At 69.3% G+C, this 24,064-nt stretch carries 33 protein-coding genes and 1 pseudogene; 8 read left to right on the top strand and 26 right to left on the bottom strand.

Going from position 1 to position 24,064, the window contains the following annotated elements; all coding sequences use genetic code 11:
- The first annotated feature begins 120 nt into the window (after positions 1-120).
- The gene (locus ACIBCU_RS26335) at positions 121-411 is read left to right on the top strand and encodes a helix-turn-helix transcriptional regulator (RefSeq protein WP_399234411.1); all 291 of its coding nucleotides are present in this window, start codon (positions 121-123) and stop codon (positions 409-411) included.
- Between the two features lie 42 nt (positions 412-453).
- On the opposite strand, the gene ACIBCU_RS26330 is transcribed toward ACIBCU_RS26335, so the two are convergent.
- Positions 454-594: a hypothetical protein gene (locus tag ACIBCU_RS26330; RefSeq protein WP_399234409.1), complete on the bottom strand. Its 141-nt coding sequence runs from the start codon at positions 592-594 to the stop codon at positions 454-456.
- Between the two features lie 90 nt (positions 595-684).
- A complete protein-coding gene (locus tag ACIBCU_RS26325) occupies positions 685-1,722 on the bottom strand; it encodes a tyrosine-type recombinase/integrase (RefSeq protein ID WP_399234407.1) in 1,038 nt (345 codons plus the stop codon).
- 107 nt (positions 1,723-1,829) lie between these two features.
- On the opposite strand from ACIBCU_RS26325, the gene ACIBCU_RS26320 reads away from it, so the two are divergent.
- Positions 1,830-2,354, top strand: coding sequence for a hypothetical protein (locus tag ACIBCU_RS26320; RefSeq protein ID WP_399234405.1), 525 nt, complete (start codon positions 1,830-1,832; stop codon positions 2,352-2,354).
- A gap of 57 nt (positions 2,355-2,411) precedes the next feature.
- Here ACIBCU_RS26320 and ACIBCU_RS26315 read toward each other — a convergent pair whose 3' ends face one another.
- From ACIBCU_RS26315 to ACIBCU_RS26255, 13 genes are all read right to left on the bottom strand, one after another.
- Complete coding sequence (locus tag ACIBCU_RS26315) at positions 2,412-2,636, bottom strand: secretion protein HlyD (RefSeq protein ID WP_399234403.1); 225 nt, start codon at positions 2,634-2,636, stop codon at positions 2,412-2,414.
- 41 nt (positions 2,637-2,677) lie between these two features.
- On the bottom strand, positions 2,678-3,376 hold the full coding sequence (locus tag ACIBCU_RS26310; protein ID WP_399234401.1) for a hypothetical protein: 699 nt from the start codon (positions 3,374-3,376) through the stop codon (positions 2,678-2,680).
- Entirely contained in the window at positions 3,373-3,798 is a 426-nt protein-coding gene (locus tag ACIBCU_RS26305; RefSeq protein WP_399234399.1) for a helix-turn-helix domain-containing protein, read from the bottom strand. The genes ACIBCU_RS26310 and ACIBCU_RS26305 overlap by 4 nt, the downstream gene beginning before the upstream one ends.
- Positions 3,785-4,048: a hypothetical protein gene (locus ACIBCU_RS26300; RefSeq protein WP_399234397.1), complete on the bottom strand. Its 264-nt coding sequence runs from the start codon at positions 4,046-4,048 to the stop codon at positions 3,785-3,787. The genes ACIBCU_RS26305 and ACIBCU_RS26300 overlap by 14 nt, the downstream gene beginning before the upstream one ends.
- Positions 4,032-4,493: a hypothetical protein gene (locus tag ACIBCU_RS26295; protein WP_399234395.1), complete on the bottom strand. Its 462-nt coding sequence runs from the start codon at positions 4,491-4,493 to the stop codon at positions 4,032-4,034. The genes ACIBCU_RS26300 and ACIBCU_RS26295 overlap by 17 nt, the downstream gene beginning before the upstream one ends.
- A 70-nt stretch (positions 4,494-4,563) precedes the next feature.
- Positions 4,564-4,725, bottom strand: a complete 162-nt coding sequence (locus tag ACIBCU_RS26290; RefSeq protein WP_399234394.1) for a hypothetical protein — start codon at positions 4,723-4,725, stop codon at positions 4,564-4,566.
- Positions 4,726-4,814: 89 nt separating this feature from the next.
- Complete coding sequence (locus ACIBCU_RS26285) at positions 4,815-5,054, bottom strand: hypothetical protein (RefSeq protein WP_399234392.1); 240 nt, start codon at positions 5,052-5,054, stop codon at positions 4,815-4,817.
- Between the two features lie 68 nt (positions 5,055-5,122).
- Positions 5,123-5,971 (bottom strand): hypothetical protein, encoded by an 849-nt coding sequence (locus ACIBCU_RS26280; RefSeq protein ID WP_399234390.1) that lies wholly within the window; start codon positions 5,969-5,971, stop codon positions 5,123-5,125.
- A gap of 87 nt (positions 5,972-6,058) precedes the next feature.
- Positions 6,059-6,766: a hypothetical protein gene (locus ACIBCU_RS26275; RefSeq protein ID WP_399234388.1), complete on the bottom strand. Its 708-nt coding sequence runs from the start codon at positions 6,764-6,766 to the stop codon at positions 6,059-6,061.
- 32 nt (positions 6,767-6,798) lie between these two features.
- Complete coding sequence (locus ACIBCU_RS26270; RefSeq protein WP_399234386.1) at positions 6,799-8,145, bottom strand: hypothetical protein; 1,347 nt, start codon at positions 8,143-8,145, stop codon at positions 6,799-6,801.
- 226 nt (positions 8,146-8,371) lie between these two features.
- The gene (locus ACIBCU_RS26265; RefSeq protein WP_399234384.1) at positions 8,372-8,833 is read right to left on the bottom strand and encodes an HNH endonuclease signature motif containing protein; all 462 of its coding nucleotides are present in this window, start codon (positions 8,831-8,833) and stop codon (positions 8,372-8,374) included.
- A gap of 31 nt (positions 8,834-8,864) precedes the next feature.
- The gene (locus ACIBCU_RS26260) at positions 8,865-9,086 is read right to left on the bottom strand and encodes a DNA-binding protein (RefSeq protein WP_399234382.1); all 222 of its coding nucleotides are present in this window, start codon (positions 9,084-9,086) and stop codon (positions 8,865-8,867) included.
- The gene (locus ACIBCU_RS26255; protein ID WP_399234380.1) at positions 9,086-9,310 is read right to left on the bottom strand and encodes a helix-turn-helix transcriptional regulator; all 225 of its coding nucleotides are present in this window, start codon (positions 9,308-9,310) and stop codon (positions 9,086-9,088) included. The genes ACIBCU_RS26260 and ACIBCU_RS26255 overlap by 1 nt, the downstream gene beginning before the upstream one ends.
- Before the next feature lie 94 nt (positions 9,311-9,404).
- On the opposite strand from ACIBCU_RS26255, the gene ACIBCU_RS26250 reads away from it, so the two are divergent.
- Positions 9,405-10,097 (top strand): helix-turn-helix domain-containing protein, encoded by a 693-nt coding sequence (locus ACIBCU_RS26250; protein WP_399234378.1) that lies wholly within the window; start codon positions 9,405-9,407, stop codon positions 10,095-10,097.
- A gap of 2 nt (positions 10,098-10,099) precedes the next feature.
- A complete protein-coding gene (gene xerC / locus ACIBCU_RS26245) occupies positions 10,100-11,287 on the top strand; it encodes a tyrosine recombinase XerC (protein WP_399234376.1) in 1,188 nt (395 codons plus the stop codon).
- A 174-nt stretch (positions 11,288-11,461) separates the two neighbouring features.
- On the opposite strand, the gene ACIBCU_RS26240 is transcribed toward xerC, so the two are convergent.
- The 5 genes from ACIBCU_RS26240 to ACIBCU_RS26220 all read right to left on the bottom strand — a co-directional run bounded on the left by ACIBCU_RS26240 (position 11,462) and on the right by ACIBCU_RS26220 (position 16,369).
- Positions 11,462-12,262, bottom strand: coding sequence for an SAM-dependent methyltransferase (locus tag ACIBCU_RS26240; protein ID WP_362927787.1), 801 nt, complete (start codon positions 12,260-12,262; stop codon positions 11,462-11,464).
- A 171-nt stretch (positions 12,263-12,433) separates the two neighbouring features.
- Positions 12,434-13,270, bottom strand: a complete 837-nt coding sequence (locus ACIBCU_RS26235; RefSeq protein ID WP_399234374.1) for an SGNH/GDSL hydrolase family protein — start codon at positions 13,268-13,270, stop codon at positions 12,434-12,436.
- Positions 13,271-13,390: 120 nt separating this feature from the next.
- Positions 13,391-14,410 carry a hemolysin family protein gene (locus ACIBCU_RS26230; protein WP_399234372.1) on the bottom strand — a complete coding sequence of 340 codons (1,020 nt, stop codon included), beginning with the start codon at positions 14,408-14,410 and terminating at the stop codon, positions 13,391-13,393.
- Positions 14,407-15,744 carry a hemolysin family protein gene (locus ACIBCU_RS26225; RefSeq protein WP_399234370.1) on the bottom strand — a complete coding sequence of 446 codons (1,338 nt, stop codon included), beginning with the start codon at positions 15,742-15,744 and terminating at the stop codon, positions 14,407-14,409. The genes ACIBCU_RS26230 and ACIBCU_RS26225 overlap by 4 nt, the downstream gene beginning before the upstream one ends.
- Before the next feature lie 205 nt (positions 15,745-15,949).
- Positions 15,950-16,369, bottom strand: coding sequence for a GNAT family N-acetyltransferase (locus tag ACIBCU_RS26220; protein WP_362927783.1), 420 nt, complete (start codon positions 16,367-16,369; stop codon positions 15,950-15,952).
- 121 nt (positions 16,370-16,490) lie between these two features.
- Here ACIBCU_RS26220 and ACIBCU_RS26215 point away from each other — a divergent pair, with 121 nt between their 5' ends.
- Both ACIBCU_RS26215 and ACIBCU_RS26210 read left to right on the top strand, forming a co-directional pair.
- Entirely contained in the window at positions 16,491-16,718 is a 228-nt protein-coding gene (locus ACIBCU_RS26215) for a hypothetical protein (protein ID WP_014157595.1), read from the top strand.
- Positions 16,715-17,086 carry a fic family toxin-antitoxin system, toxin component gene (locus ACIBCU_RS26210; RefSeq protein WP_362927781.1) on the top strand — a complete coding sequence of 124 codons (372 nt, stop codon included), beginning with the start codon at positions 16,715-16,717 and terminating at the stop codon, positions 17,084-17,086. Before ACIBCU_RS26215 ends, ACIBCU_RS26210 begins: the two co-directional genes overlap by 4 nt.
- A gap of 10 nt (positions 17,087-17,096) precedes the next feature.
- Here the strand turns inward: ACIBCU_RS26210 and ACIBCU_RS26205 are convergent, their stop codons facing one another.
- The 4 genes from ACIBCU_RS26205 to bioB form a co-directional block, all read right to left on the bottom strand.
- Positions 17,097-17,792 (bottom strand): class I SAM-dependent methyltransferase, encoded by a 696-nt coding sequence (locus tag ACIBCU_RS26205; RefSeq protein WP_362927780.1) that lies wholly within the window; start codon positions 17,790-17,792, stop codon positions 17,097-17,099.
- 65 nt (positions 17,793-17,857) lie between these two features.
- The gene (bioD, locus tag ACIBCU_RS26200; RefSeq protein WP_362927779.1) at positions 17,858-18,547 is read right to left on the bottom strand and encodes a dethiobiotin synthase; all 690 of its coding nucleotides are present in this window, start codon (positions 18,545-18,547) and stop codon (positions 17,858-17,860) included.
- 1 nt (position 18,548) lies between these two features.
- A complete protein-coding gene (locus ACIBCU_RS26195) occupies positions 18,549-19,853 on the bottom strand; it encodes an adenosylmethionine--8-amino-7-oxononanoate transaminase (protein WP_362927778.1) in 1,305 nt (434 codons plus the stop codon).
- Complete coding sequence (gene bioB, locus ACIBCU_RS26190; RefSeq protein ID WP_362927777.1) at positions 19,846-21,006, bottom strand: biotin synthase BioB; 1,161 nt, start codon at positions 21,004-21,006, stop codon at positions 19,846-19,848. The genes ACIBCU_RS26195 and bioB overlap by 8 nt, the downstream gene beginning before the upstream one ends.
- 144 nt (positions 21,007-21,150) lie before the next feature.
- On the opposite strand from bioB, the gene ACIBCU_RS26185 reads away from it, so the two are divergent.
- Complete coding sequence (locus tag ACIBCU_RS26185; RefSeq protein ID WP_362927776.1) at positions 21,151-22,299, top strand: 8-amino-7-oxononanoate synthase; 1,149 nt, start codon at positions 21,151-21,153, stop codon at positions 22,297-22,299.
- Here the strand turns inward: ACIBCU_RS26185 and ACIBCU_RS26180 are convergent.
- Together ACIBCU_RS26180 and ACIBCU_RS26175 are read right to left on the bottom strand one after the other, a co-directional pair.
- Positions 22,292-22,498, bottom strand: coding sequence for a DUF397 domain-containing protein (locus tag ACIBCU_RS26180; protein ID WP_399234366.1), 207 nt, complete (start codon positions 22,496-22,498; stop codon positions 22,292-22,294). The genes ACIBCU_RS26185 and ACIBCU_RS26180 overlap by 8 nt on opposite strands.
- A pseudogene (locus tag ACIBCU_RS26175) lies at positions 22,435-23,389 on the bottom strand (helix-turn-helix domain-containing protein). Before ACIBCU_RS26175 ends, ACIBCU_RS26180 begins: the two are co-directional and overlap by 64 nt.
- Positions 23,390-23,619: 230 nt before the next feature.
- Here ACIBCU_RS26175 and ACIBCU_RS26170 point away from each other — a divergent pair.
- Positions 23,620-24,051, top strand: a complete 432-nt coding sequence (locus ACIBCU_RS26170; protein ID WP_399234364.1) for an ATP-binding protein — start codon at positions 23,620-23,622, stop codon at positions 24,049-24,051.
- The last annotated feature ends 13 nt before the right edge of the window (positions 24,052-24,064 follow it).

Raw genomic sequence — 24,064 nt, 5'->3', positions numbered from 1 at the left:
CAGGCGCCGTAGCTCAACTTCAGGGGCATATTCAAAGGCTGTACGCGGCGCTGACCTTTGAAGTGTATGCCCTAGGGCATCGAATGGCCTACGATTCATCTGCAGAAAGGGCGTGACAGGATGGCATCCAAGGCAACGTTCCGAACGCGGCGGACCCCGCCCGCAACCCTCGGGCCGCTTCTGGCCGCAGCACGCGAGCGGACCGGGCTCAGCCAGCGCAGGGCGTCCGTCGCCGCCGGCCTGAACCGGCACTACATGTGCGCTGTCGAAGCCGGAACTCGGACACCGTCGCTGAATGCAGCCCGCCGCCTGGCCGACGTCCTCGAGCTCGCCGACGACGAACGGGCGCAGCTGTACGCCGCCGCTGTACGCGACGCCGGGTACTCCCACCCCGGGCGCACAGCAGCATGACGAAGCCCCCGCCGGTGGCGGGGGCTTCAGTCGTTGCGGTGGCTACTCGGGGCAGTCGGCGGGCTCACCGGGGACGCCGATGTGGCGAACAGGCTCCTGCTCGCCGTGGAAGCGGCGGGCGGGAACAGCGAGGGCGCCGCCGCAGCCGGTGCAGACCTGAGTGCTGGTGGACTGATCGGTCATGTGCTGCCTTCCAACGGGGTTCAGTTACACCCCTTAGTCCAACCGACCCGCACCGGACAGGGCTGCGCTACAAGAAAGCTCAGCGTGTCGCTACAGCCCCATGACGGGGTTGTCCTCCCAGGGGTCACCTTCGTCGAAGTAGCGGGCGAGGGAGGTGGAGTTGTCCGCCCACCCGCCCTGCCTGGCCACGCGGATCACGGATGCCCCGCCGCGCTGGGCTGCGGTGGCGAACCCGCGGCGCAGGGAGTGGCCGCGCCACCGGCCCTCGAACCCGGCGGCCTCCGCCAGACGCTCGACGACGTCAGAAGCCGCGTCGGGAGTGAGCCGGCCGGAGGGATCCCCGATCGGCTTGCCGCGCCGCATCATCGGCGGTGCGATCCGGCCGTGTCGGTCGATGCGCACGAACAGGGGGCCCTCGATGCGGCCCGCTTCACGCATGGCGACGATCAGGGAGCGGAGCGCCCGCACGGGGCATGTCGCCGGCGTTTTGCCGTAGGGCACGGCGGACTCGGTGAACTTCTTCATCTTCACCCGGTAGATCGACACCAGGTATCCCTCGTCGCACTCGACGGGCTCGCCGATGTCGATGCCGACGAGCTCTGAGGAGCGGGTGGCCGCGGAATAGCCGAGGAGCAGCATGGCCGCGTCACGCTTGCCGATGAGCGTGCTCCGGTCGAGGGTGGCCACCATCTTTCCAAGCGCAGGCGGAAGGGCGGCCTTGGCCTGCTGCTGCTTGCCGCCCGGCTTCTTGTCGACGGCGAGCTGGTGCTTGTAGCCGGCGATGACGGTGCGGGCGCCCTTCGTCTCGGGCCTGGGCAGGTTCAGTTCTGCGTGCATCGTCGTGATGGCGGACAGCATCCGCTCGAGGGAGCTCGGCGCCGACGGCCTGCCCGTGCGGGGGCGAGGGGTGAGCGTCAGGTGGGTGACGTACTCGATGAGGAGATCCTGCGTCGCGGGCAGAGGCTGCTCGCCCTGCTCGGCACACCAGGCCAGGAAGGCTTCGCGGTCCTCGCGGTACGCCTTCCGCGTGGAGTCGGCGCGGCCGGCGGCGAGTGCGACTCGCGCTTCGGGCGATAGCTGGCGGACGACTGGCGCGGACGGCTGCTCGCGCCTCTCGATGTCGGTCATGAACTCCCCCTCGGATCGGGCCCGTTCCAACTACAGAGAATAAAGATTATCTGGAGCCAGGCGGTGATGTCCTAGGAACGCGACGAAACGGCTTGCGGATGGCGGTGATGGCAACCGAGTCTGTGGCGATGCACCCGATTGAATGGATGAGGACCGACAAGAGCCTGGACGCCCACCTTGGGAAGATGGTCCGCCAGGCCTCGACGCTCGAGTACTTCCTTGAACAGACAGCCAAGGCTCTCAGCGGCAGCCCCTACGGAGCTCTCCTGATAAGCGGCGAATCCATCTCCCGCGTCATCGAGGCGTGCAAGGCGCTCGTCCTGGCCCGCGAGGACGCCAGCGCCGAATGGCAGGCCAGGTTCAAGGACACTCTTATCGCTTCCAAGAATGCGTTCGAGAGACGCAACCAGTACGTGCACGGGTCGGTCAGTTGGCGTGGCCCGGACGGCATACCGGGCACGTCGCGCAGCCGGCGCCTGAAGCCCGAGGCCACGTTCATCCCGCTAGACCTGGACGACCTCGCGAGCCTCACTCGAGAGTTCGAGCGCCTCACTTTCCAGGCCGCGGCCTGTCTCTCCGCGGCCCTCGACGAATTCCCCGACCACTTGGCCGAGGACTACAGCGACGACTGACCGCACAGCAGAAGGCGCCCGCCCCACGATCGGGAACGGGCGCCTTCTGCTGTGCGCCTACTCTGCTGCGGACTCAAGCGCTTCCGCGTACAGCAGCCTCTTCGTGTGCGCCCGCGGATCCGATTCGCCAGCCGCCTCGGCCACCAAATCCAGGGCGCCCACCCAGGCGCCCGTCAAGGCCAGCAGGACCGCCCCTGCCGTCTGCGGGTCGACCCCCTTCAACAGTGCCGCCCCACGGTCCATATCGCCTTCCGCATACGCCAGGCCAAGCGCAGCAGCCACCCTCCGGACCTCCCGGTGGTCAACGACCCCCGCTGGCGCACTCACAGCCCTTCCCCGTTCACCGCGGTGACGTGCGCCGACGCCACAAGGCGGGCCGGCAACGAACCCGACGCGTTCGCCGCCTTTGCCTCGGCTGTCGTCATCCCGGACGCTGCGGTAATGACCTCCTCGACCGGGTGGAGCCCACCGAAGTCGCTTGGCCCCCCTCTCAGGCCGTGCACTCGGAACACGTGGCTGGTCGCCCGGCTGACCAGGTGCTGCGCCGTATGTGTGCCCCGCTCGTAGCGCTCGCCGTCCAAGGCGAAGATGTGCTGCGGGTTGGCGTTGGCAATCACGTGCGGCATGTCGAGGTCGGCGAACACGGCCAGGTGCCGCCGAACGGCGTCCTCCCGCCTCACGCAGACGTCGGCCAGGTCATCGAGCGCCGCCATGGCCGCCGCGTACTTCTCCGCGATGACCCCGGTCGACACCTCGGTCAGCTCAACGCGGGCCGTCTTCTCCGCCTCACCTCGCCGGCGGGAAAGCTCCGCGGCCTCGGCTTTCTCCAGCTTCCGTTCCGCCGCCTCACGGCGCAGCACCGCCAGACGCTGCAGCCCGTACTGCTCGCCCAGCTGCTGCGCCTCCTCGGCCGCCTCGCCGTCGCGCACCTTCTCCTCGAGCCCGTCAATGAGCCCCTGCATCTCGGCAATCTCCGCCTTCGCGTCGACCAGCTCCTGCTGCGCTGCCGTCAGTCCTGTCATGCCGCTTCTCCTGTCCGTTCTGGAGCGACGATTGCCGCCTCAGCCACCAACCACACTGGGCCGACCTTCCGGCCCCGCAGGCGGCCAGTACGTGCCAGACGCCTTGCGTAGGACTCCGAACAACCCAGCCGGTGGGCCGCCTCCGAAGTACTGATCTCCACCTTCGCCGACCCGGCTTCCGGGGTTCCGCGTGTGGAACCATCCGCCTTCTCCGCCTGCTTGGCCGCCAGGTGCAAGCCCCAGAGCAGCTCCCGGCACGCCGTGGACGGCTGGCCCTTCGCCGCACTGATCTCCGCAGTCACATCCCGCAGCAGTCGACGAAGCACCTCGCCGGCCAGAGCAGCTGGAATGACAACCGTGCCGTCCTCCCGCACCAGCGCCCGGGCGCCAGGCGGCACCCTGCCCACGTCACGGCTCGTCATTGAGCCGCCTTTCGAGTACCAGGGCCTGCAGCTCAGGCAGAAGCCTCGCCCGCACCTCCGGAGCCCGGGTGTCCGTGCCGGGCAGCACCATGCCCTGCAACGCCAGTACGGCCAGGCCGTGAACAAGCGTCCCCAGCTCGTCCGGTCCGAGGTCGTCAAGCAGGTAGTCGACGTCGGTGTGCCCTTCCGCGGCAACGGCAGCCATGACCGCGTACAGGCGGCCTCGAATCTGTTCAGCCGACAGCGCCATTAGAGGCCTCCTCGTCCGCTGATGCCGCCGCGCCCAGCGCTACGGCCAGGTTCCCAAGCATCGACTTCGCCGCGTCGACGCCCACCGAGTCGTCCTTATCGAAAGCCGCCAAGCGGACGTGCGTGCCGGCCAGGGCGGCAACCGCCTTCGCCCCGTCGAGAAACGCCCGGTTGTCCTCGGCGCCGTGCATACGCTGCCGGGCCACCTGCACGTCATCCAGCATCGAAGACGCCACCCCCAGCCGGGCCGCCTTCAAGTCGATGACCCTGGCCCTAACTGCAGCTTCTGTCAGCGACCGGTCGAAGCTGACTCCCGCCGCGGTGCAAATGGCGGTCACGCTGCCTTCCGACACCCCCGTCTCCCTGGCGACCCCGTTACGGGTGGCACCCGGCCGACGGGCGGCATCAAGGACCGCCTGCCGCTGTTCCTCACTCAGCGACGCCATAGTCATCTCTCCTCTCTCGCGCGCGTGTCCGGCCCTGACTGGTCAGCGCTGACCTGCGGGGGGCTGTGGTTCATTCGGACTCTTCTCGTTGCCAGCGGCGGAGCTTCGCGGCGTGGCGGGCTTCGAGGCCGTAGGTGCGGCGTTTGGCGAGTTCCACGCGGCGCCGTTTGCGCTGTTCGATCTTCTGGCGGGCGTCTGTAATGCGGGCCTGCACGACGTCGTCGACGTTCATCGATTCCCAGATTCCGGGCGGGGGCTGGGGTGGAGTGGAGCCTTGTAGGTGGCTGGGGCCAAGGTCGGACGGACCCCAGCCGTGGTGGGCTATTCGCCGTCGGGTGGCAGGTGTCTGGCGATGCTTGCTTCGAGGTCACGGGCGAGATCGATTTCACCGACGAGGAGCATGGAGTCGCGGATGCGTTCCCAGCCGGCCTGGTCGATGGCGAGGTCGGCTTCACCTGCGTCGTTGACGAACGTCGTGACTGGGATGTTGAGCCGGGCGCAGATGGCCTTCATGTTGGTGACGCTGAACGGGTCGTCGTCCTCTGCTGCCTGTTCGGTCATGGCGGTCCTTCCGTGGTTGCCTGATGGGTGGCCGCCCCCGAATCCCGCGGGGGCGGCCGACGTGCGGGTCAGGCGGCGATGAACAGCTGGGGAAGCTCCGCCAGGTGAACCCGGGCCTCGCGGTGCCGTTTCCGGCGGGCTTCCTCCGCCTCGATATCGGCGGAGTAGGCGTCCCCTACGGCATCGAACCCGCCGCACCGCTCGACGGCGGCGCGCAGGGCTTCCATGGCCTCCTTGTACTTCTGACGGCTGCGTTCGGCCGTGTCCCGCCGACTGGAAATGGCGTTCGCCTGCCAGTCGGGCGACAAGGTGCGTTCGTAGTCGCTCAGCCCGGCATCGACCTTCGCTTGGGCTGTGAGGTACTGAGCGGCCAGGTCGGCGGCGTCGACGGCGACCTGTGGCGCGGTGGCCATCACCGGGAAGGTGTCCGTCTCGGACAATCCCGCCGGCAGCTCCAGCTTCGCCAGGTAGCTGTTCGCTTCGCCGTGGAACTCGGACGAGCGCCGGGGCCGCGGTGAAAGGAGTGGTTCGCTCCCGGCTGTCAGTCCCATGCAGATGAGGGCGGTGAGGTATCGATTGACGGCCGTGCTGCTGTACCAATGGGCGTTCTTCAGGTGGTTGCCATTGGGCGTGAGGTAGTCGAAGTCGGGCACGGCCGTGACGTGGGAGCGGCGGAGGTCGGAGCCTTTCTGCCAGACGACGTGTACGTGCTCCTGATCGTCTCCGCACTTGTCCGGGTGGTAGTTGACGACGCCCCAGGGCTCGCCGTTCAGGGTGCCGTCGGTGGCAACCAGGGGTTCCTCGCGAAGCTGCCGGAAGACGGCGAGGGTGACCTGCTTGCCGCTGATGGTGAGGGTTTTCACCTCGACGGCGGCGGTGGTGATCGTCGCGTTCTGCGTCGTGAGCTGTCTGGTCATGGGGTCCTTTCGGTGTGGGTGGGGTGTCGATGCTGTCCGGGTGTGGGTGGCCGCGCCACAGGTTCGGGCGCATTCGGTGCTGCCCGGTCAGGCGGCGCGCTGCTCCCGGGCATGTACGTACCGCTGGCGGGCGGCGATGAACGCTTCGTTGCTGCCGCCGCGGTCGGGGTGTGCCGCGGCCATGGCGGCCTTGAGCGCCTTGAGGTCGGGCTGGCTCGAGGCCGGCTGGTACCACCGGGGTTTCCGCAGGCGCGTTTCCGGGAGCTCGGGCGGTTCGGCGAACAACATGAACCAGTGAGGGACTCGGACGTGACCAAGCCGTTCGAGTTCCTGCCGGTCTACGTAGCCGGGCTCCCAGATGTTGTGGGTGATCGGGCCTCGGGGGCGCTGGTAGTAGACGCGGCGGGCGGTCTTCTTCGTGATGGGGAAGTTGACGATCTGCCCGTCGATCCACGTGCGGTCGTTGAGGTCCCACCGGCCCGGCTCGATGCCGTACAGGTATCCGACCGGGTTTGGGGGCGGCTCTGCCCCTGTGCGGGCGCTACGGGGCGGCCTGGTGGCCTTCTTGGCGGCGTTGAGCTTTTTGAGCTTGTCGGTGGCGACGCCGTGCAGGACGTGGATGTTGGCGTACCGGCCGGCGGCAAGTTGAAGCGCGGCAGCGTTGGCGAGCTGTGAGGCCTCTGTCATGGTGTCGGCCCAGCCGTGAGTTTCGCCGCCGTCGTATTCGTTCGCGGTCCAGAACCAGCGCTTACCGCTGCGGCATCGACCCCAGATGATGAGGGGGGCGGTGTCCATGGTGACTCCTCTCTCCGGTGCATGGGGGATGGCTAGCCAAACTGCATTGACGGGTGGCAGCCGACACAGGGGGTGTGCTTCTTCTCGCCGTTCCAGTCGCCCTCTTCGCGAGTACGGGTGACCGGATCGCAGTTGCCGCAGTGCTTGTACTTCTCGGCGCCCGGCGGGGAGACCTTGTTAGCTGCATCGTCGGCGATCCGATCCCAGATGGCGTTCGGGTTGGACGGGGTGTATCCGTTGCGCCTCATAGGCGGGAACGGCTGGTGTCCCGGCGAAAGGTGTTCTGCCTCCTCGGCCCCGAACTTCCCAGCGAGTTTCATCCATCCGTTAACGGTGGCGTCTGTGCCCTCCAGGACCGGGGGCGCCTCGTTGTCAGGTAGCTGGTCGTCCCGCAGCCGGTACAGGTACAGGGCAGCAGCAGAGCCGACGGCAGGTACGTCGCTGATGTCGAGGTAGCGGCGCAGCCCTGCTTCGGACCAGTCGGCTCGGAACGCGGCAAGGACGCGACGGGGAAGGTCCTCTAGTTGCTGCTTCCTTGGTTGTCGCCCTGGCATGGGGAGGCTGTCGACGAACGCCTGCGCCCGCTGGGTTTCGTCTGTGATCTCTTCGAAAGAAGACTCACCTCCCCCTCCTCCTTCGGTGACAGCAACCGCGTCCGTGCCGGTCTCGTCCGCTGGGGCGCCAGCCCTGGAGGTGGTGGAAGTACTTGATGAATTACTACGTGATGGAACTACGTGATGGGGGGGTGCAGCTGTACCCCCTTCAAAACTCTGAGGGCCCCCTTCAAAACTCCCTGACGCCCCCTTCAAAACTTCGGGTGCCCCCTTCAAAGTCGCGTCCGCTCGACCCTCTTTGTCTTGAAGGGGGTCTCCAGGCACCCCCTTCGAAACGGGGTCCGCATCCTTGAAGGGGGTCCCTGACGCCCCCTTCAAGGATGCGGCATCTTGCGAGGGGGTGTTTGGCGCCCCCTTCAAAGAATCTGGCGCCGGATCGGCGCCCCCTTCAAAGCCCGCCGACCTGAACGGAGGGCTGTTCAGCACCTCGTGGCGCCGCTCCCATGTGGCCTTCGGGACCGAAGCGGCGTAGACGGACGCACGACGGATGGTCGTACCGTTGGGTCCCCTTCGAGCTCCGCCGCGCTCCATCTGGAGGAGCCAGCCGGCCTTAGTCGTTCGCTGGAGGAGCTTCTTCCAGGTGTCCGCGTGCGGCCCGAAGTGGGCCAGGCCGTTGTTGCCGGGCCGCACGTTGCTGCCGTCCGCGCTCATGAAGATGGCGACGGCCAGCAGCTTGTAGCGGTCCGGCTCCGGCAAGTCGCTCATGATCATGAGGCGTTCCCAGTCGAAGCGGCCCACGCGAACAGGGGCCTTGTCGTCGCTCACTGGCCGCCTCCTGCTTGTCGATCACCGGGCAGGTCTTCCTGTCGGCCACTGATGTGATGCCGGTACCAGCCGGGGCAGCCCGGAATGGCAACGGGAGGCCAGCCGGGTGTTGCGTGCACTTCACGGCCACATCCCGGCTGTGGCATGGTGGGCGCAGAAGCACGCACCGTGAGGTCTCGCTGGTCCCTGGCAGGTACGAACTGCCAGGGACCGCTTGCGTTAGCCGTCATGCCGCCTGGGGCTCCCTCTTGCGGGCCTTGTACCGGGCGACGGCGTCGGCGTTGCAGGCCCGGCACTGGCGCACCCCGCCGGAGCCGGCGGTCCGGTAGTAGGTATTGGCCGGGGTGAACTCGTGGCCGCGTATGCAGTGGGTGCGCATCGCCGGCTCGCTGCGCCGGGTGTTCTCTGCGGGGGTGACCGGCTCCAAGTGCGCCGGGTTCACGCACCCCGGGTTGCGGCACAAGTGGTCGATGACGAGACCGGGCGCTATCGGGCCGACGAGCCGGGTGTACGCGTAGCGGTGGGCCAAGAAGGCGTGACCCCCGACCGTGAAGCGCCCGTACCCGTCGCGGTCCCGGTAGCCGGTCCATGTCCAGCACGGACCGAGCATCGGGGCCAGGGTGCCGGCCTTGTTCACGCGCGACCAGAAGCGCGCGGCGGGCGTTGCAATACCCCTCGGGCGAGACATGTCGTTCCGTGCCATGGCGATACCTCGGTGATCAGGCGGCGGGGAGTTCGCCGCCGAGCAGGCGTACAAGATCGGCAGTCACGACTCGGTGCCGTGCACCGAAGGAAAGGGTGCGGACGGGGGCTTCGCCGCGCTTGATGAGCGAGTGCATATGGCTCTTGCTGATGCCGATGGCCTTGGCAGCCTCGGGAACGCTGACTGTCGCCGGCCAGGTGCGGATCTCGTCCAGCGTCGGCTCGTTCGAGGCGGTCATCAGTGGCCCCCCTTTGAGCGGGCACTGTCCAGCCAGGCGTCGATATCTCGGCGGCGGTAGCGGATACGGCCACCGCGTCCCGGGGACAGTTTGATGAAGTGAGGCCCACCACCCTGCGAGCGCTTGTCCCGCAGGGTGTAGACGGAGAGCTTGACGACTGCACTCGCCTCCTGTGGCGTGAGAAGTTCGTCAGGATCGTGCGCAACCGATGCGGTTGTCGACATGACTACCTCCAAGAATCGCAGCGACCGCTGCAATAAAGTTGACGGTAGTGGAGTGTCGCTGGCAAAGCAAGCAATGACATGAGACGCTGCGAAGATGACAGCGAAAGCGGCGACTCCCGAGGTGGCATCCAGTGGCTGGGGCCCCATCAGCGAGAACCTCAAGGTGAACCTCCCGCGGCTCCGTAAGGCGCGAGGGGTGTCTACGACGGCACTCTCCGAAACCCTGAAGCAGTTGGGGCAGCACATCCCCCCGACCGGGATCACCCGCATTGAGAAGGGGCAGCGGCGGGTGGATGCCGACGATCTGGTCGCCCTCGCGCTTGCGTTGAACGTTTCGCCCCTAACCCTGCTTCTGCCGGAAGCGTGGGATGGGGCGCCGACTAGGCTCACGCCAAACGTGCGCCTTTCCACGCGTACTGCATGGCTCTGGGCGCAGGGGCACAACCCAGCTAGCGAACTGCCAGTTGCCGAGGATGGCGAAGACCCCGGGGGATCCCAGGAGCGGGGTCGCGCCTACTACGACCTGGAAGAGAACTACCGTGCACTGGCGCTGCCTCCTGAGCAGCGGCAGGCAGCCAATCACCCGGCGAACCGAGAGGCCGAAGGCGCGACGGCGATGGTCGAGCGGCTGGTGGAGGTCTCGGAGAAGCGCGGCGATGACGCTGCCGCTGTCCAACGCTCGCTGCGGGCGGCAAGGCTCCGCCTCAAGAAGCTGGAAGCCGAGCTGGAGCAGATCGAGCTGACCACCGAAGAGCTGGGCGCAGTGGCCGATGAGGCTCAGGGCTAGCCATGGCTGAGCCGAAGCGGGTTGTGCTGCGGGACGGCAAGGTGCGCTACCGCGTGGTGGTCGACGCCGGCCTGGACGAGAACGGGCGCCGCATCCAGCTGACGGTCACGCGGGACACGAAGACGGCCGCGAAGGAGGAGCGCGACCGCATCCTGCACCAGCGCTCGGCCGGCACCTTCATCGCCCCCAACAAGATCACGCTGGGGGAGTGGCTGGATCAGTGGCTGGAGTACAAGCGGCGCGACGTCGAGGAGACGACGATCCGCACGTATCGTCTGGCCCTCGTGCACGTCGTCGACCGCCTGGGGCACATCAGACTCCAGGAGCTGGGCGAGGACGACATCCAGGACTTCATCGACGAGGTCGTGGCCAGCGGGCGCCGGCGAGGCGGTGAGCCGGGTACGCGGTTGGCGGTGTCCACGGTCGAGGGCATCCTCACCCGGTTGCGGGAGGCCCTCGGCCGGGCCGTTGTCCGCAAGCTGATCGCGACCAGCCCCGCGCAGTACGTGCGCGTGGCGCTCGCCGACAAGAAGACGGATAAGAGAGACCGCGACAAGGTGAAGCCGTGGACGGTCGCCGAGGTGCAGACCTTTATCCGCGGCATGGAGCAGGACCGGCTCTTTGCTCCGTTGCTGCTGTCTCTGATGGGGCTGCGGCCGGCGGAGGTCTGCGGGCAGCGGTGGACAGATGTGGACCTGGACGTCGGGATCCTCGAGATCACCACCACTCGAACGATGATCGGCAATAACAAGGTGCTGGAGAAGGATACGAAGACGGCGTCCGGCGAGCGCGCCCTGCCGTTGCCGCAGGGTCCGTGGGAGGCGCTGCGCCGGTTCCGTGACCGGCAGGCTGCGGAGAGGCTGGCCGCGGGTGAGGCGTACACGGAGACGGGCTACATCGCCGTCAACGAGCTCGGCCTGCCGATCAACACGCGGCAGCTGCGGGAGTACGCCTACCGCCTGATGCGCGATCTGGGGCTGCGGCAGGTGCGGTTGTACGACGCGCGGCACTCCGTGCTGAAGGCGCTCGCCATGAGTGGCGTGCCGGACGTAGTCCTCGCGGCATGGGCGGGCCATACGAACGCGGCTTTCACGAAGCGGAAGTACGTGTCCATCGAGGCCGAGGACATGAGGGGCGCCGCGGTGGCCCTCGACGTCTTCCATGGAGGGGCCCCGAAAGAGCTCCTGTGAGAAATTGTGAGATGTGGGCGCCCCGCAGGACTGGCAAACCTTGCCTGACCTGCGGGGCTTCTGATTTCCGTAGAACAGTGTCCGGATTCTACTGGCGGTTTCTGCAGGTCCGCGCCGCGGGCCGGTATGTGGCTTCCTACGAGGACCGGGACCGGTCTCCGGTCCGCCGGCTCCTCAGGGCTTCGCGGCCACGAAGCCCCACTGGTCCACGGGCTCACCCGCCGGAGGCTCCTCGGGGCGCCACAGGCTGATCGACCCGAATCCGGGGTCGACGAGATCGAGCCCGTCCGCGAAGGAACGCACGATCTCCTTGGGGCGCGAGATGTACGGCATGGCGCCGCCGCTGGCGTACTCGTCGGAAGCCGCCCGGGTCTCCTCGGTCTCGATGGTGTCGCACAGCATCAGGAAGCTTCCTGCGGGGACCGCGTCGAGGTAGCCGCGCAGAAGGGCGGCAGCCTCACCCGGGTCGGCGATGTGTCCCAAGGTGGAGAGCACCATCAGCGCCACCGGCTGCTGAAGATCCAGGGTCCGGGCGGCCTCCCGGAGCACGGCGTCCGTGTCCCGAAGATCCGCGTGCACGTAGTTCGTGGCGCCCTCCGGGCTGCTTGTCAGCAGTGCGCGCGCGTGGGCCAGCACAATCGGGTCGTGGTCCACGTACACCACACGTGCCGCCGGGGCTACAGCCTGCGCGACCTCGTGCGTCGCGTTCGCGGTCGGCAGGCCGGTGCCGAGATCGAGGAACTGCCGGATCCCCGCCTCCTCGGTCAGATGACGCACCGCCCGGGCCTGGAAGCGGCGGGAAGCCCGGGCGATGTCGATGATCTGCGGATAGAGCTCTTCCATCGTCGCGCCGAGCCGGCGGTCCACTTCGTAGTTGTCCTTGCCGCCCAGCCAGTAGTTCCAGACCCGTGCCGAGTGAGGCGTGCCGGTGTCGATCCCGTCCGCCGGAACCTGGATGTCCGGTATGCCGCTCATGGGTACTACCCCCCGCTCCGGTGCCCAGGTTGTCCCTGCGCGCTGAACGCCCATGCTGCCCCACCAGTCACATGCGCAACAGCAATAACTGCGCCAACCGGTCAGCCGTCCAGCTGACGCCAACCGGTCAGCCGGCGCCAGCTGGTCGCCCGTCCAGCCGGCTCCAGTTGGTCACCCGTCCAGCCGGCGCCAGCCGGTCACCGGTCCCGGGCTCGCCGTGTCCGCGGGAGTGATCCAGTACGCCTTGCCGAGCTCCGAGTCGAACTGCGCGCCTGCCCGGCCGTCGCCGGACGAGCGCCCGGTCAGGCGCCGCCCGATCCAGGGCATCAGATGGTGCCGGGCGAACCGTACGTCGTCGATCCGCCGCTGCGCCCACCGGGCGGGCGCGGACACCGGCATCGGGGTCTGCCAGTCGCTCTCCGCGGGCAGCCCCAGCGTCTGCCACACCGCCTCCGCGACCCTGCGGTGCCCCTCGGCCGTCAGGTGCAGCCGGTCCACGTCCCACATCCGCGGGTCTCCCAGCGACGGCGCGCCATACAGGTCGGTCACCACCGCGCCATGGCGCTCGGCCAAGTCGCCGACCAGCGAGAACAGCTCCTCCATACGCGGACGGAAACGTTCCATCACCGGACCGTTCCGGCCCGGGCTGCGCATCAGCACCAAGGTCTTGCACGCCGGCGCGAGTCGCTCCACGGCCTCCTCCAGCCGGCCGCGGACCATGCCCATGTCACACTTCGGCCGCAGGGTGTCGTTGAGCCCGCCGACGAGCGTGATGACATCCGGCTGCAGTGCGGCGGCGACCGCGACCTGCTCGTCGACGATCTGGCTGATGAGTTTTCCCCGTACGGCGAGATTGGCGTACCGGAAGCCGGGCGCGCGTGCCGCGAGACGGGCGGCGAGGACGTCGGCCCAGCCGCGGTAGGAACCGTCGGGCAGCAGATCCGACATGCCCTCGGTGAACGAGTCGCCGACCGCGACAAGACTGGTGTAGGAGGCATTCAATTCCATGGCGCTGCCGATCGTACCGCGACCGCGGCCCCTCACCAGGGGCGGCGGGAGCACGGAAGAGGGGCGCGGCCGACGCCCGCCCCTCCCCGTGCCGTCACCACGCTGACGCTGACGCGGGCGTCAGCGAGGCTGCGGCCTGCCCACCAGCTCACGCAGTACGTCCTCCATCGTGATCATGCCGGCCAGCCGGCCGTCCTCGTCGAGGACGGCCGCCAGATGCGTGCGACTCCGCCGCAGCGCGGTCAGCACGTCGTCCAGAGGCGTCGCCGCACGCACCCGGGCGATCGGCCGCAGAGCCGTCACCGGGAAGGGCAGATCGCGCGGCGTGGCGTCCAGAGCGTCCTTCACATGGAGGTACCCGATGATGCGCTGCTCGCTGTCCATCACGGGGAAGCGCGAGAAGCCGGACTCGTGCGAGAGCCGCTCCAGCTCCTCCGGGGTCGTGCCGACCCTGGTGTAGAGCACTCGGTCGACCGGGAGGAGCACGTCCTGGACCGGGCGCCGGCCCAGTTCCAGCGCGTGGCGCAGACGGTCCGCCGAGCGGTCGTCGACGAGCCCGGAGTCCTCGGCGTCCTTGACGAGGCGTGCCAGTTCGTCGTCGGAGAAGGTCGCGGAGACCTCGTCCTTGGTCTCCACCCGCAGCAGCTTCAGCAGCGTGTTCGCGAAGGCGTTGATCGCGAAGATCACCGGCTTCAGCGCCCTCGCCAGCGTGACCAGCGGTGGTCCGAGCAGCAGCGCCGTGCGGGCCGGCTCGGCCAGCGCGATGTTCTTCGGCACCATCTCGCCGAGCAGCATGTGCAGATACGTCGCCACGGTCAGGGCGATGACGAACGAGATCGGGTGCACCAGCCCGTGCGGTACTCCCACTCCGTCGAAGACGGGCTCCAGGAGATGGGCGATGGCGGGCTCGGCGACGATGCCCAGCACCAGGGTGCAGAGCGTGATGCCCAGCTGTGCCGCCGCGAGGAGCGCCGACACGTGCTCGAGCCCCCAGATGACACTGCGGGCCCGCCGGTTCCCGGCTTCGGCCTCGGGCTCGATCTGGCTGCGGCGTACGGAGATCAGCGCGAACTCCGCGCCGACGAAGAAGGCGTTGACGACCAGGGTCAGCAGGCCGATGAAGAGCTGGACGGCGATCATCGTTCGTCCTCCGCCGGCTCGTCGCTGCCGGGCAGCGGGGCGTGCAGCAGCGCACGCGCGGCGCGATGCCCCGAAGCGTCCACCACGTCGATGCGCCACCCGGTGAGCTCGACGGTGTCGCCGACCACCGGGATGCGGCCCACCTCCGTCGCGATCAGACCGGCCAGCGTCTCGTACGGTCCGTCCGGTACCCGCAGCCCGATGGTGCGGAGCTGGTCCGTGCGGGCCGCTCCGTCGGCGGACCACAGGGTGCGTCCGTCGGCGTCCTCGCCCGCGGCCGCCAGATCGGGGGTCTCGTGCGGGTCGTGCTCGTCCCGCACCTCGCCGACCACTTCCTCCACGATGTCCTCCAGCGTCACGACTCCCGCCGTGCCGCCGTACTCGTCGATGACGACGGCCATGGCCAGCTTTCCGGAGAGCCGGTCCAGCAGGCGGTCCACGGTGAGTGTCTCCGGCACGAGCAGTGGTTCGCGCAGCATGTCGGACACGCGCTTACGGGGCCGCTGGTCCGCGGGAATGGCCAGCACGTCCTTGATGTGGGCGACGCCGACGACCGTGTCCAGGCTGCCCCGGTAGACGGGGAACCGGGACAGTCCGGTCGCCCGGGTGGCGTTCGCGACGTCCTCGGCGGTCGCCTGGACCTCGAGGGCGGTGACCTGGACGCGGGGGGTCATCACGTTCTCCGCGGTCAGTTCGGACAGGTTGAGGGTGCGTACGAAGAGTTCGGCGGTGTCCGCCTCCAGCGCGCCCTCCTTGGCGGAGTGGCGCGCCAGGGCCACCAGCTCCTGCGGGCTGCGAGCCGAGGCCAGCTCTTCGGCCGGCTCGAGGCCGAAACGCCGCACGATCCGGTTGGCGGTGTTGTTGAGGTGGCTGATGAAGGGCCGGAAGACCGCCGTGAACGCGCGCTGCAGCGCTGCGACCCTCCGGGCGACGGCCAGGGGGGAGGAGATCGCCCAGTTCTTCGGGACGAGCTCACCGACCACCATCAGGACGACGGTGGACAGCGCCGTACCGATCACGAGTGCCAGCGAGGAGGACACACCGGGCGACAGCCCCGTCGCTTCCACCGGCCCCCGGATGAGCTTGGAGATGGACGGCTCGGAGAGCATGCCCACGATCAGGTTGGTGACGGTGATGCCGAGCTGTGCGCCGGAGAGCTGGTAGGTGAGACTGCGTACGGCCTTGAGTGCGCTCGCCGCACCCCGGTCCCCTCGCTCGACGGACCGTTCGAGATCGCCGCGCTCCACGGTGGTCAGGGAGAACTCCGCCGCCACGAACGCTCCGCAGGCGAGGGAGAGCAGTATCGCCACGAGGAGCAGGAGCACTTCGGTCATCGGTTCACCTCCGTCCCATGATCGGGCAGGGGCAGAAGGTTCGCGCGATGTCGGCGGTGTCTACTACTGGGGGGCTCGCCCATGGGCGGACGCTCACACCTTTCGAAAGGGTTGGACGGTCGAGAATACATAGTAAAGGATCGGCAAAATGCCCTGTACGGACGGCTCGCGCCCGCTCAGGGGTATTCGGCGGTTCCGGGCGTGGTCACAGGGACTTGACCCAGCGCCGCCAGTGGTCCTCGCGATGGTAGCCAGCCGCCCCCCACGTGTGATGGGCCCGCTCGTTGGATTCCAGCACCATGGCGTCGACCCGGCGGCCGCCCAGGGCCACGAATCGTTGTTCCGCGGCTTCCAGCAGCGCGGTCGCGACGCCCTGCCGGCGGCAGGCGGGGTGCACGGCGAGCCGGTACGCGGAGCATCGCCATCCGTCGAAGCCGGCTATGACGGTCCCGGCGATCCGGCCGTCGCGTTCCGCGAGGAGCAGGGCCTCGGGGTCCCGCGTGATCAGCCGGGCGACCCCCTCGTGGTCGTCGGTGATGCTGGTGCCCTCCGCTGCTTCGCGCCAGAACCGCAGCACGTCGTCGATGTCGGAGAGGGCCGCGCAGCGGATATCGAGATCGGTCATGGCCAGAGCCAATCAGAGCGTTCGGGGGAAGGGCGAACTGTTTCGCCCCGGGCCCTGTCGGGTGCGCCGTCCCGCCCCCGCCCTCTTGCGAGTGCTAGCGCACACGCGCTAGCGTGATGGCGTGCCCAAGACTCAGCTGAACGTTCGAGTGGACGAGGCCACCGCCGAGGCGGCGCGACAGCGCGCCCTCCAGCGGGGGATGAGTGTGAACCGCTACATAGAGGAGCTCGTCAAACAGGATGCGGGCGAGGTGGGACACACCTTCGTCGAGGCCGCGGCCGACTTCATGAAGCAGTACGAGTCGGTGTTCGCCGAGGAGTTCGGCCCGGAGCGCGAAGGCACCCGTTGAACCTGCAGATCGACCTTTCCTGGCTGCTCATGGTCGCCGAGCACAAGACGCCCGGTGATCCGCAGGTCGTCGACTGGGGTGCGCTCGTCGCCGCCGTCAGCCGGCACGAGGCGGAGATCTTCGGCAGCCCCGTCTACAGCGACCCGCACTCCCGGGCGGCTGCCCTGCTCCAGCTGCTCCTGCACGTGCCCGCGCTCGAGCACTCCAACGCCATGTTCGCCTCCGCCGTCGCCTATGGCTATCTCGTCGCCTCAGGGCTGAAGGTCATCACCTCTCCCGAGCAGGTGCGCGATCTCGCGCGACTGGTGAAGGAGGGCAAGGCCGACGTCCGGACCATCGCCGAAGAGCTCCGCCGGTGGAGCCTGTGACCGGCGTTCCTCAGTCTGCCGCCGCCGAGCGGTCCACCACGGCCGACCGGCGGGCCACGCCGAGCACACACGGCGAGCTCGGCAGCTGCACTCCCTTGTCCGGGATACGGAACCTGCGGCACATGCCCAGCTCGAAGCCGGCCTCCTCGATGGCCGCCACCGTGTCCCGCGCGGTGTGACAGCCCCCGAAGAGCAGTGGCCAGAGGGTGCGGTCCGCGGCCCGCTGTGCGGCCGCCAGTGCCCGGCCCGGGGCCAGGGTGTGCTCGAAGAAGCGCAGCTCACCACCTGGCCTCAGCACCCTCTTGATCTCCGCCAGCGCGCGGGGCAGGTCCCGCACGGTGCACAGGACCAGTGAGGCCACCGCCGCGTCGAACGCCTCGCCCTTGACCGGCAGTGCCTCGGCCGTGCCCGGCACCACATCGACCGGCACCTCCGCGCGCAGCGCCGCACCGGCCGCCAGCTGCCGCAGTCTCCGCTCGGGCTCGATCGCGACGACTTCGGACACGGCCCCCGGGTAGTGCGCGAAGTTGAGGCCGTTGCCCGCACCGATCTCGATGACGCGGCCGGAAAGACCCGCGAGAAGCTCGTCGCGACGGTCCGCCACACCCCCCTTGAGATCGGCCGCCACGCTCATCCTGGCGTAGAAGCGGGCGAAGACCGGGTGGTGCACCGCGTCCCGGGGGACAGGTGTGCTGCGCCGACGCATGATCGGGCCTCCTCGGAGGGCACGTGGATACGGCTCTCCTCAGATTCTCCCCCGTACGGCCCCGCTCAGCCGCTCATACGGTGACCGCCGAGTTCCGGTGCCAGCCAACCCGCCGCCCGCGCCCGGAAGTCGGCCGGTTCGAGCGCCCCGGAGCCGGCCGGTACCGCGCCGAGCAGCGGGGCGCCCGCGGCGACCGGGAGGTCCTCGATGTTGCAGCGCGAGGCCAGGTCCGGATCGGCCGGCATGCTCCCCACCACCACTCCGGGACACGTGAGTCCTCGCGCCCGCAGCGCCTCCGTCGTCAGGGCGGTGGCGTTGAGCGTGCCCAGGCCCGCCGGGGCCACCACCAGCACGGGCGCCGCCATCAGCCGCGCGGCGTCCGCGAGCGTGGCCCCCTGCTCGTCGTAGCGGACGAGCAGCCCGCCCGCTCCTTCGACCAGCACCAGGTCGTGCTCCGTCGCCAGCTTCTGGGCGGCCTCGGCGATCTCGTACGGGCGCACGGGGGTGAGACCTGCCCGGCGTGCGGCTGTCTCCGGTGCCAACGGCTCCGGGAACCGGGCCAGTTCGACGGCCGTCACATGAGCGCCGGCCAGCCGTGCCACCTCGGCGGCGTCCCCCGGCTCGCCCGGTGCGAGACCCGTCTGGGCGGGCTTGAGGACCGCGACCCGGCGGTCCCGGTAGGCGGCCGCGACCGCCGCGGTCACGATCGTCTTGCCGATCTCGGTGCCCGTACCGGTCACCACGAGGATCGTCATCTCAGCCCTCCCTCGCCGCCGAGCACACGGCCCGGCAGATCCTTGCCACATCGTCGTCGCCGGTCACGTACGGCGGCATCGTGTACACGAGATCGCGGAACGGGCGCAGCCAGACGCCCTCGCGCACCGCGGCCCGTGTGGCGGCCTCCATGTCGACCTCGTGATCGAGCTGCACGACCCCGATCGCGCCCAGCACCCGGACATCCCGTACGCCCGGCGTACCGGCGGCCTCGGCCAGCCCCTGGCGCAGCCCCGCGCCGATCCGCTTCACCTCCAGCTCCCAGTCCTGGCCCAGCAGGAGATCGACGGAGGCGCAGGCCACCGCCGAGGCGAGCGGATTGCCCATGAACGTCGGCCCGTGCGCGAGCACCGGCACATCCCCGCTCGAGATGCCCTCCGCCACCCGCGAGGTGCACAGCGTCGCAGCGAGCGTCAGATAGCCCCCGGTCAGCGCCTTGCCGACACACATGACATCCGGGGAGACGCCGGCGTGTCCCGCGGCGAACAGCTGCCCGGTACGGCCGAACCCCGTCGCGATCTCGTCGAACACCAGCAGCACGTCATTCGCGTCGCACGCCTCGCGGAGCACCCGCAGATACGCGGGGGAATGGAAGCGCATCCCGCCCGCCCCCTGCACCACGGGCTCCACGATGACCGCCGCCGTCTCGTCGGCGTGCGCGGCCACCAGCTCGCGCAGATGCCTCACGTAGGTCTCGTCGGGCTCGGCGTCGAAACCGTCCGGAGGGGCGTCCGCGAAGATCTGCCGGGGGAGGGACCCCGACCACAGCTCGTGCATCCCGCCCTCGGGGTCGCACACCGACATCGGCTGCCAGGTGTCACCGTGATAGCCGCCGCGCCAGGTCAGCAGCCGCTGCTTGGCGGGCCGCCCCGCCGAACGCCAGTACTGCAGGCACATCTTCACCGCGACCTCGACGGAGACCGACCCCGAATCGGCGAGGAAGACATGCTGCAGCGGCTCCGGAGTGATCTCAACCAGCCGGGTCGCCAGCCGGACGGCGGGCTCGTGGGTGAGCCCGCCGAACATCACATGACTCATCCGGTCCAGCTGACCGCGGGCGGCTTCGTTGAGCACCGGATGGTTGTAGCCGTGGACCGCGGACCACCAGGACGACATGCCGTCCACCAACTCGTGCTGACCGTGGGCGGGTTCGGCGAGGCGGAGACGGACCCCGGACGCGGACTCCACGACGAGCGGCTCCTGCCGGCCCGGCATCGGGCCGTAGGGGTGCCAGACATGGGCCCGGTCCAGGGCGCGGAGCTCGGCCGGGCGGAGCGGATCAGGCATTGGGCGCGAGGTCCGTCCCGGTACCGCGACGGCGGACCGTCACCAGATCCGTACGCGCCGCCAGGACCTCGGACGGCTCCGGAGCGGCCTCGGCGGTGTCGCCGCACGGAGCGCAGCCGCCCTCGTGCGAACCGCAGCCGCCCGTCCGGGCGCGGTGTTCGGGAAGCGTCGTGGTGTCCGCCCCCTCCACCTCGAATCCGGCGTCCGCGATCATGTCGAGGTCGGACTGGCCCGACTGGCCCTCGGTGGTCAGGTAGTCACCCAGGAAGATCGAGTTGACCAGGTTCAGTGCGAGCGGCTGCATCGACCGCAGATGGACCTCACGGCCGCCCGCGAGCCGCACCTCGACGTCCGGGCAGACGAACCGGACCATCGCCAGGATGCGCAGGCACCGCTGGGGAGTGAGGTGCCACTCCTTGGCGAGCGGCGTGCCCTCGATGGGGATCAGGAAGTTCACCGGCACCGAGTCGGGGTCCAGGTCACGAAGCGAGAACACGACATCCACCAGATCGGCGTCGCTCTCACCCATCCCCGCGATCAGCCCCGAACACGCCGAGAGGCCGGCGGCCTGGGCCTGCTGCACGGTGTCCACCCGGTCGGCGTACGTGTGGGTGGTCGTGATCTGCCCGTACGTCCCCTCGGAGGTGTTGAGGTTGTGGTTGTACGCGTCCGCGCCCGCGGACTTCAGCCGGTCTGCCTGGCCCTGCGAGAGCAGGCCGAGGCACGCACACACCTCGACGTCCTCGTGCTGCTCCTTGATCGCCTCGATGGTCTGCGACACCCGGTCGACGTCCCGGTCCGTCGGCCCCCGGCCGCTCGCCACCAGGCAGACCCGCTTCGCGCCGCCGGCCACCCCGGCGGCGGCGGCCTTCGTGGCCTCGTCCGGTTTCAGCCAGGTGTACTTGAGGATGCCCGCCTCGGAACCGAGCCGCTGCGAACAGTACGAGCAGTCCTCGGGGCAGAGCCCCGACTTCAGGTTCACCAGATAGTTGAGCTTCACGCGCCGCCCGAACCACTGACGGCGTACCTTTCCGGCCGCGGCCACCACGTCGAGCAGTTCGTCGTCGGACGTCGCCAGCACGGCGAGCGCTTCGTCACGGGTCGGCGGTACGCGCCGCAGCCCCTTGTCCACCAGCGTATTCAGCAGGTCCATGGCCTTGATCCTGACGTACGGCACCGTCATCGGCCAAGGAGGAACCGGACAGCAGAGCCGGTCGATGCTGTGTGTATTGCCACACCCTGGCCTGTTGCGCACCCGGTTAGGGTCTGTGAGCTGCCTACAAAAAGGGACCCGCTCATGTCCTACGCCCCGTTCGACTGGATCGACGACGAGGCCCGGCGCCGTGCCGACGCCGGACTCGTCCGGACGCTGCGCCCCCGGCCCGCCGACACGGAACTGCTGGACCTCGCGAGCAACGACTACCTGGGTCTGAGCCGGCACCCCGAGGTCACCTCGGCCGCCGCCGAGGCGGCACGGACATGGGGCGGAGGCGCCACCGGCTCACGGCTCGTCACCGGCTCCACCGCGCTGCACGCCGAACTCGAACGCGAACTCGCCGACTTCTGCGGATTCGAAGCCGCCCTGGTGTTCTCGTCCGGTTACGCGGCCAACCTCGCCGCCCTCACGGCGCTCACCGGACACGAGTCGCTGATCGTGTCCGACGCGGGCAACCACGCCTCGATCGTGGACGGCTGCCGGCTCGCCCGGGCCGCCACCGCCGTCGTGCCGCACGCCGACCCCGAGGCGGTGCGAAAGGTGCTCCACGACCATGACGGACGGGCTCTGGCCGTGACCGACTCCGTCTTCTCGGTGGACGGGGACGCCGCTCCGCTGGCAGCACTCGCCGGTGTCTGCCGCGAAGCAGGCGCTGCCCTCCTCGTGGACGACGCGCACGGACTGGGTGTCCTGGGCGAGGGCGGGCGCGGCGCGCTCGCGGCCGCCGGACTGGCGGGCGGCGAGGGGGTCGTCGCCACCCTCACCCTCTCCAAATCGCTCGGCAGCCAGGGGGGAGCGGTGCTCGGCCCCGCCCGGGTCATCCGCCATCTGGTCAACACGGCCCGTACGTTCATCTTCGACACCGGTCTCGCACCGGCGGCCGTCGGCGCGGCTCTGGGCGCTCTGCGGCTGCTGCGCCGCGAACCCGGACGCGCGGCGAGGGCCGGGGTGGTCGCCGTCGAGCTGTACGGCCGGCTGACGGCGGCCGGGCTGACCGCGGTGCGCCCCGACGCCGCCGTCGTATCGGTCCGCGCGCCCTCGGCGGAGTCCGCGGTGCGGTGGGCGGCCGACTGCCGTGCGGCCGGCCTCGCGGTGGGATGCTTCCGGCCGCCGTCGGTGCCGGACGGGATCTCCCGGCTGAGGCTGACAGCCCGGGCGGACCTGACGCGAAATCAGATCACGGAAGCCGTGGGCACGGTCCTCGCCACGGCGCCGGGGCCCGTCAGCTGACCCGGTGGCCGTCCAGTCCGGCGACGAAGGACGTCCACGCCGTCGCCGAGAACCGAAGCGGCGGCAGGGACGTGTCCTTGGAGTCCCGCACGGCGAGCCCTTCGTCGCCGGCCGGCGCGGTTTCCACGCAGTTGTTCATTCCGGTACTGCGGCTGCTGCGCCGCCACCTGGGTGCGGGCTGTGCGAGACGGTCGGACATCGTGGCCCCCTCGGGCAGTCTGAAGGTTCCGTCTGATCACCGCGGCCTACTGCGGCGATGAGGTCCAGCGAACGCTCGGGCGACAGCGCGTGAGCCTGCATCGTGCGGAAGGCCGAGCTGTACGCCTCAAGGTCTTCTTTCCGCTCCAGATAGAGACTACTCGTCAAGTGGTCAAATACGACCACGTCTAGATCGGAAGTGGTCGGAAATGAAAAAATAACGAAAGAGCCTGTGAGGCCGATGTAGCTCCCGGCCTCGAACGGCAGTAACTGGAGTGTCACGTGGGGAAGTTGAGCGACCTGTGACAGATGGAGGAGCTGTTCCTCCATGACCCGGGGGCCGCCGACCACTCGCCGTAACACGGCTTCGTCGAGTACGGCGCTGAGCCCCAGCGGCCGGGGCGCGTGGAGGACGCTCTGCCCGGGCGAGTCTGACCTCCACCAGGGAATCGAGCTGTGCGGGCGGCAGTCCGTCCAGCGAGGAACGGGTCACGGCCCGCGCATAGTCGGCGGTCTGCAGCAGGCCCGGGACCACGGAGGTCTCCAGCGTGCGGGCGGCTTCGGCCTGGGACTCCAGGCTGATGAAGTCGCGGTACTGGGGCGGGATGAGCCCGCGATAGGCGTGCCACCACCCGCTTCCGCCTCCGCCCGCCGAGCCGGCGAGCGTCTGGAGCAGGGAGCGCAGCTGACGGTCGTCCACGCCGTAGGCGTCCAGGAGGCGGCTCACGTCACCGGGCGTCACGCCGCTCGCCCCCGTCTCGATCCGGCTCACCTTCGACTGGTGCCAGCCCAGCATCCCGGCGGCGTCCCGGCTCGTGAGTCCCGATGTGTGACGCAGGCTGCGCAGCTCCTCCCCGAGCTTGCGACGGCGTACCGCAGGGCCGTTTCGCACGGTGGCCTCCTCCCGTTGTACGGAGAGCCGCCCGGGCGGGTCCGGCTCGGAAAGGGGCCAGTGTTGCGCCCGTACACGGCTCAGGGGACGGAGTTCACCGTAATGAGCGACAGATATATGCATATCTTGGTGGATCGCCGTCAAGGGAGGCGGCATCGGTGGCAGTCTGGCGCGAAGCACGATCCAGGCCGGCCACGGGCCGGTCAGGGCGGGAAAGGGACGGCGTCGCCATGGCAGACCATCAGGAAGCAACCGTCACTCTGCCGAGCGATCCGGCCTCGGTCTCCACGGCCCGGAGACATGTGGCCGGGGTGCTCGCCGAATGGGGTCTGGCCGAGGACGGCGATACCGCCGACACCATCCGGCTGATCGTCTCGGAACTCGCCACCAACGCCGTCCAGCACACCTTCGGGCAGTCACCCACCTTCACGGTGGACCTCCGCCTCGACCGGGACGTGGAGTTCTGTCTGGGCGTGACGGACAGTCACCCCCGCTGGCCCCAGCGGCTGCCCGCCGCGGTCCGGCAGGACAACGGCCGCGGCATGGTGATCATCCGGGCCTTGACGAAGGAGCACGGCGGGCGGCTCAGCGTCAGCCCCACCCCGGACGGGGGCAAGACCGTGTGGATCGCTCTACCCTGGCCGGTTCCCGCCCAGGCCTGACGCCGTCGGGCAG

It is taken from the genome of Streptomyces sp. NPDC051064, from assembly GCF_044455985.1.
In the GTDB taxonomy this organism is placed as follows: domain Bacteria; phylum Actinomycetota; class Actinomycetes; order Streptomycetales; family Streptomycetaceae; genus Streptomyces.
The sequence above is the reverse complement of the archived record's forward strand: the minus strand, read 5'-3'. Positions and strand labels throughout refer to the sequence as shown.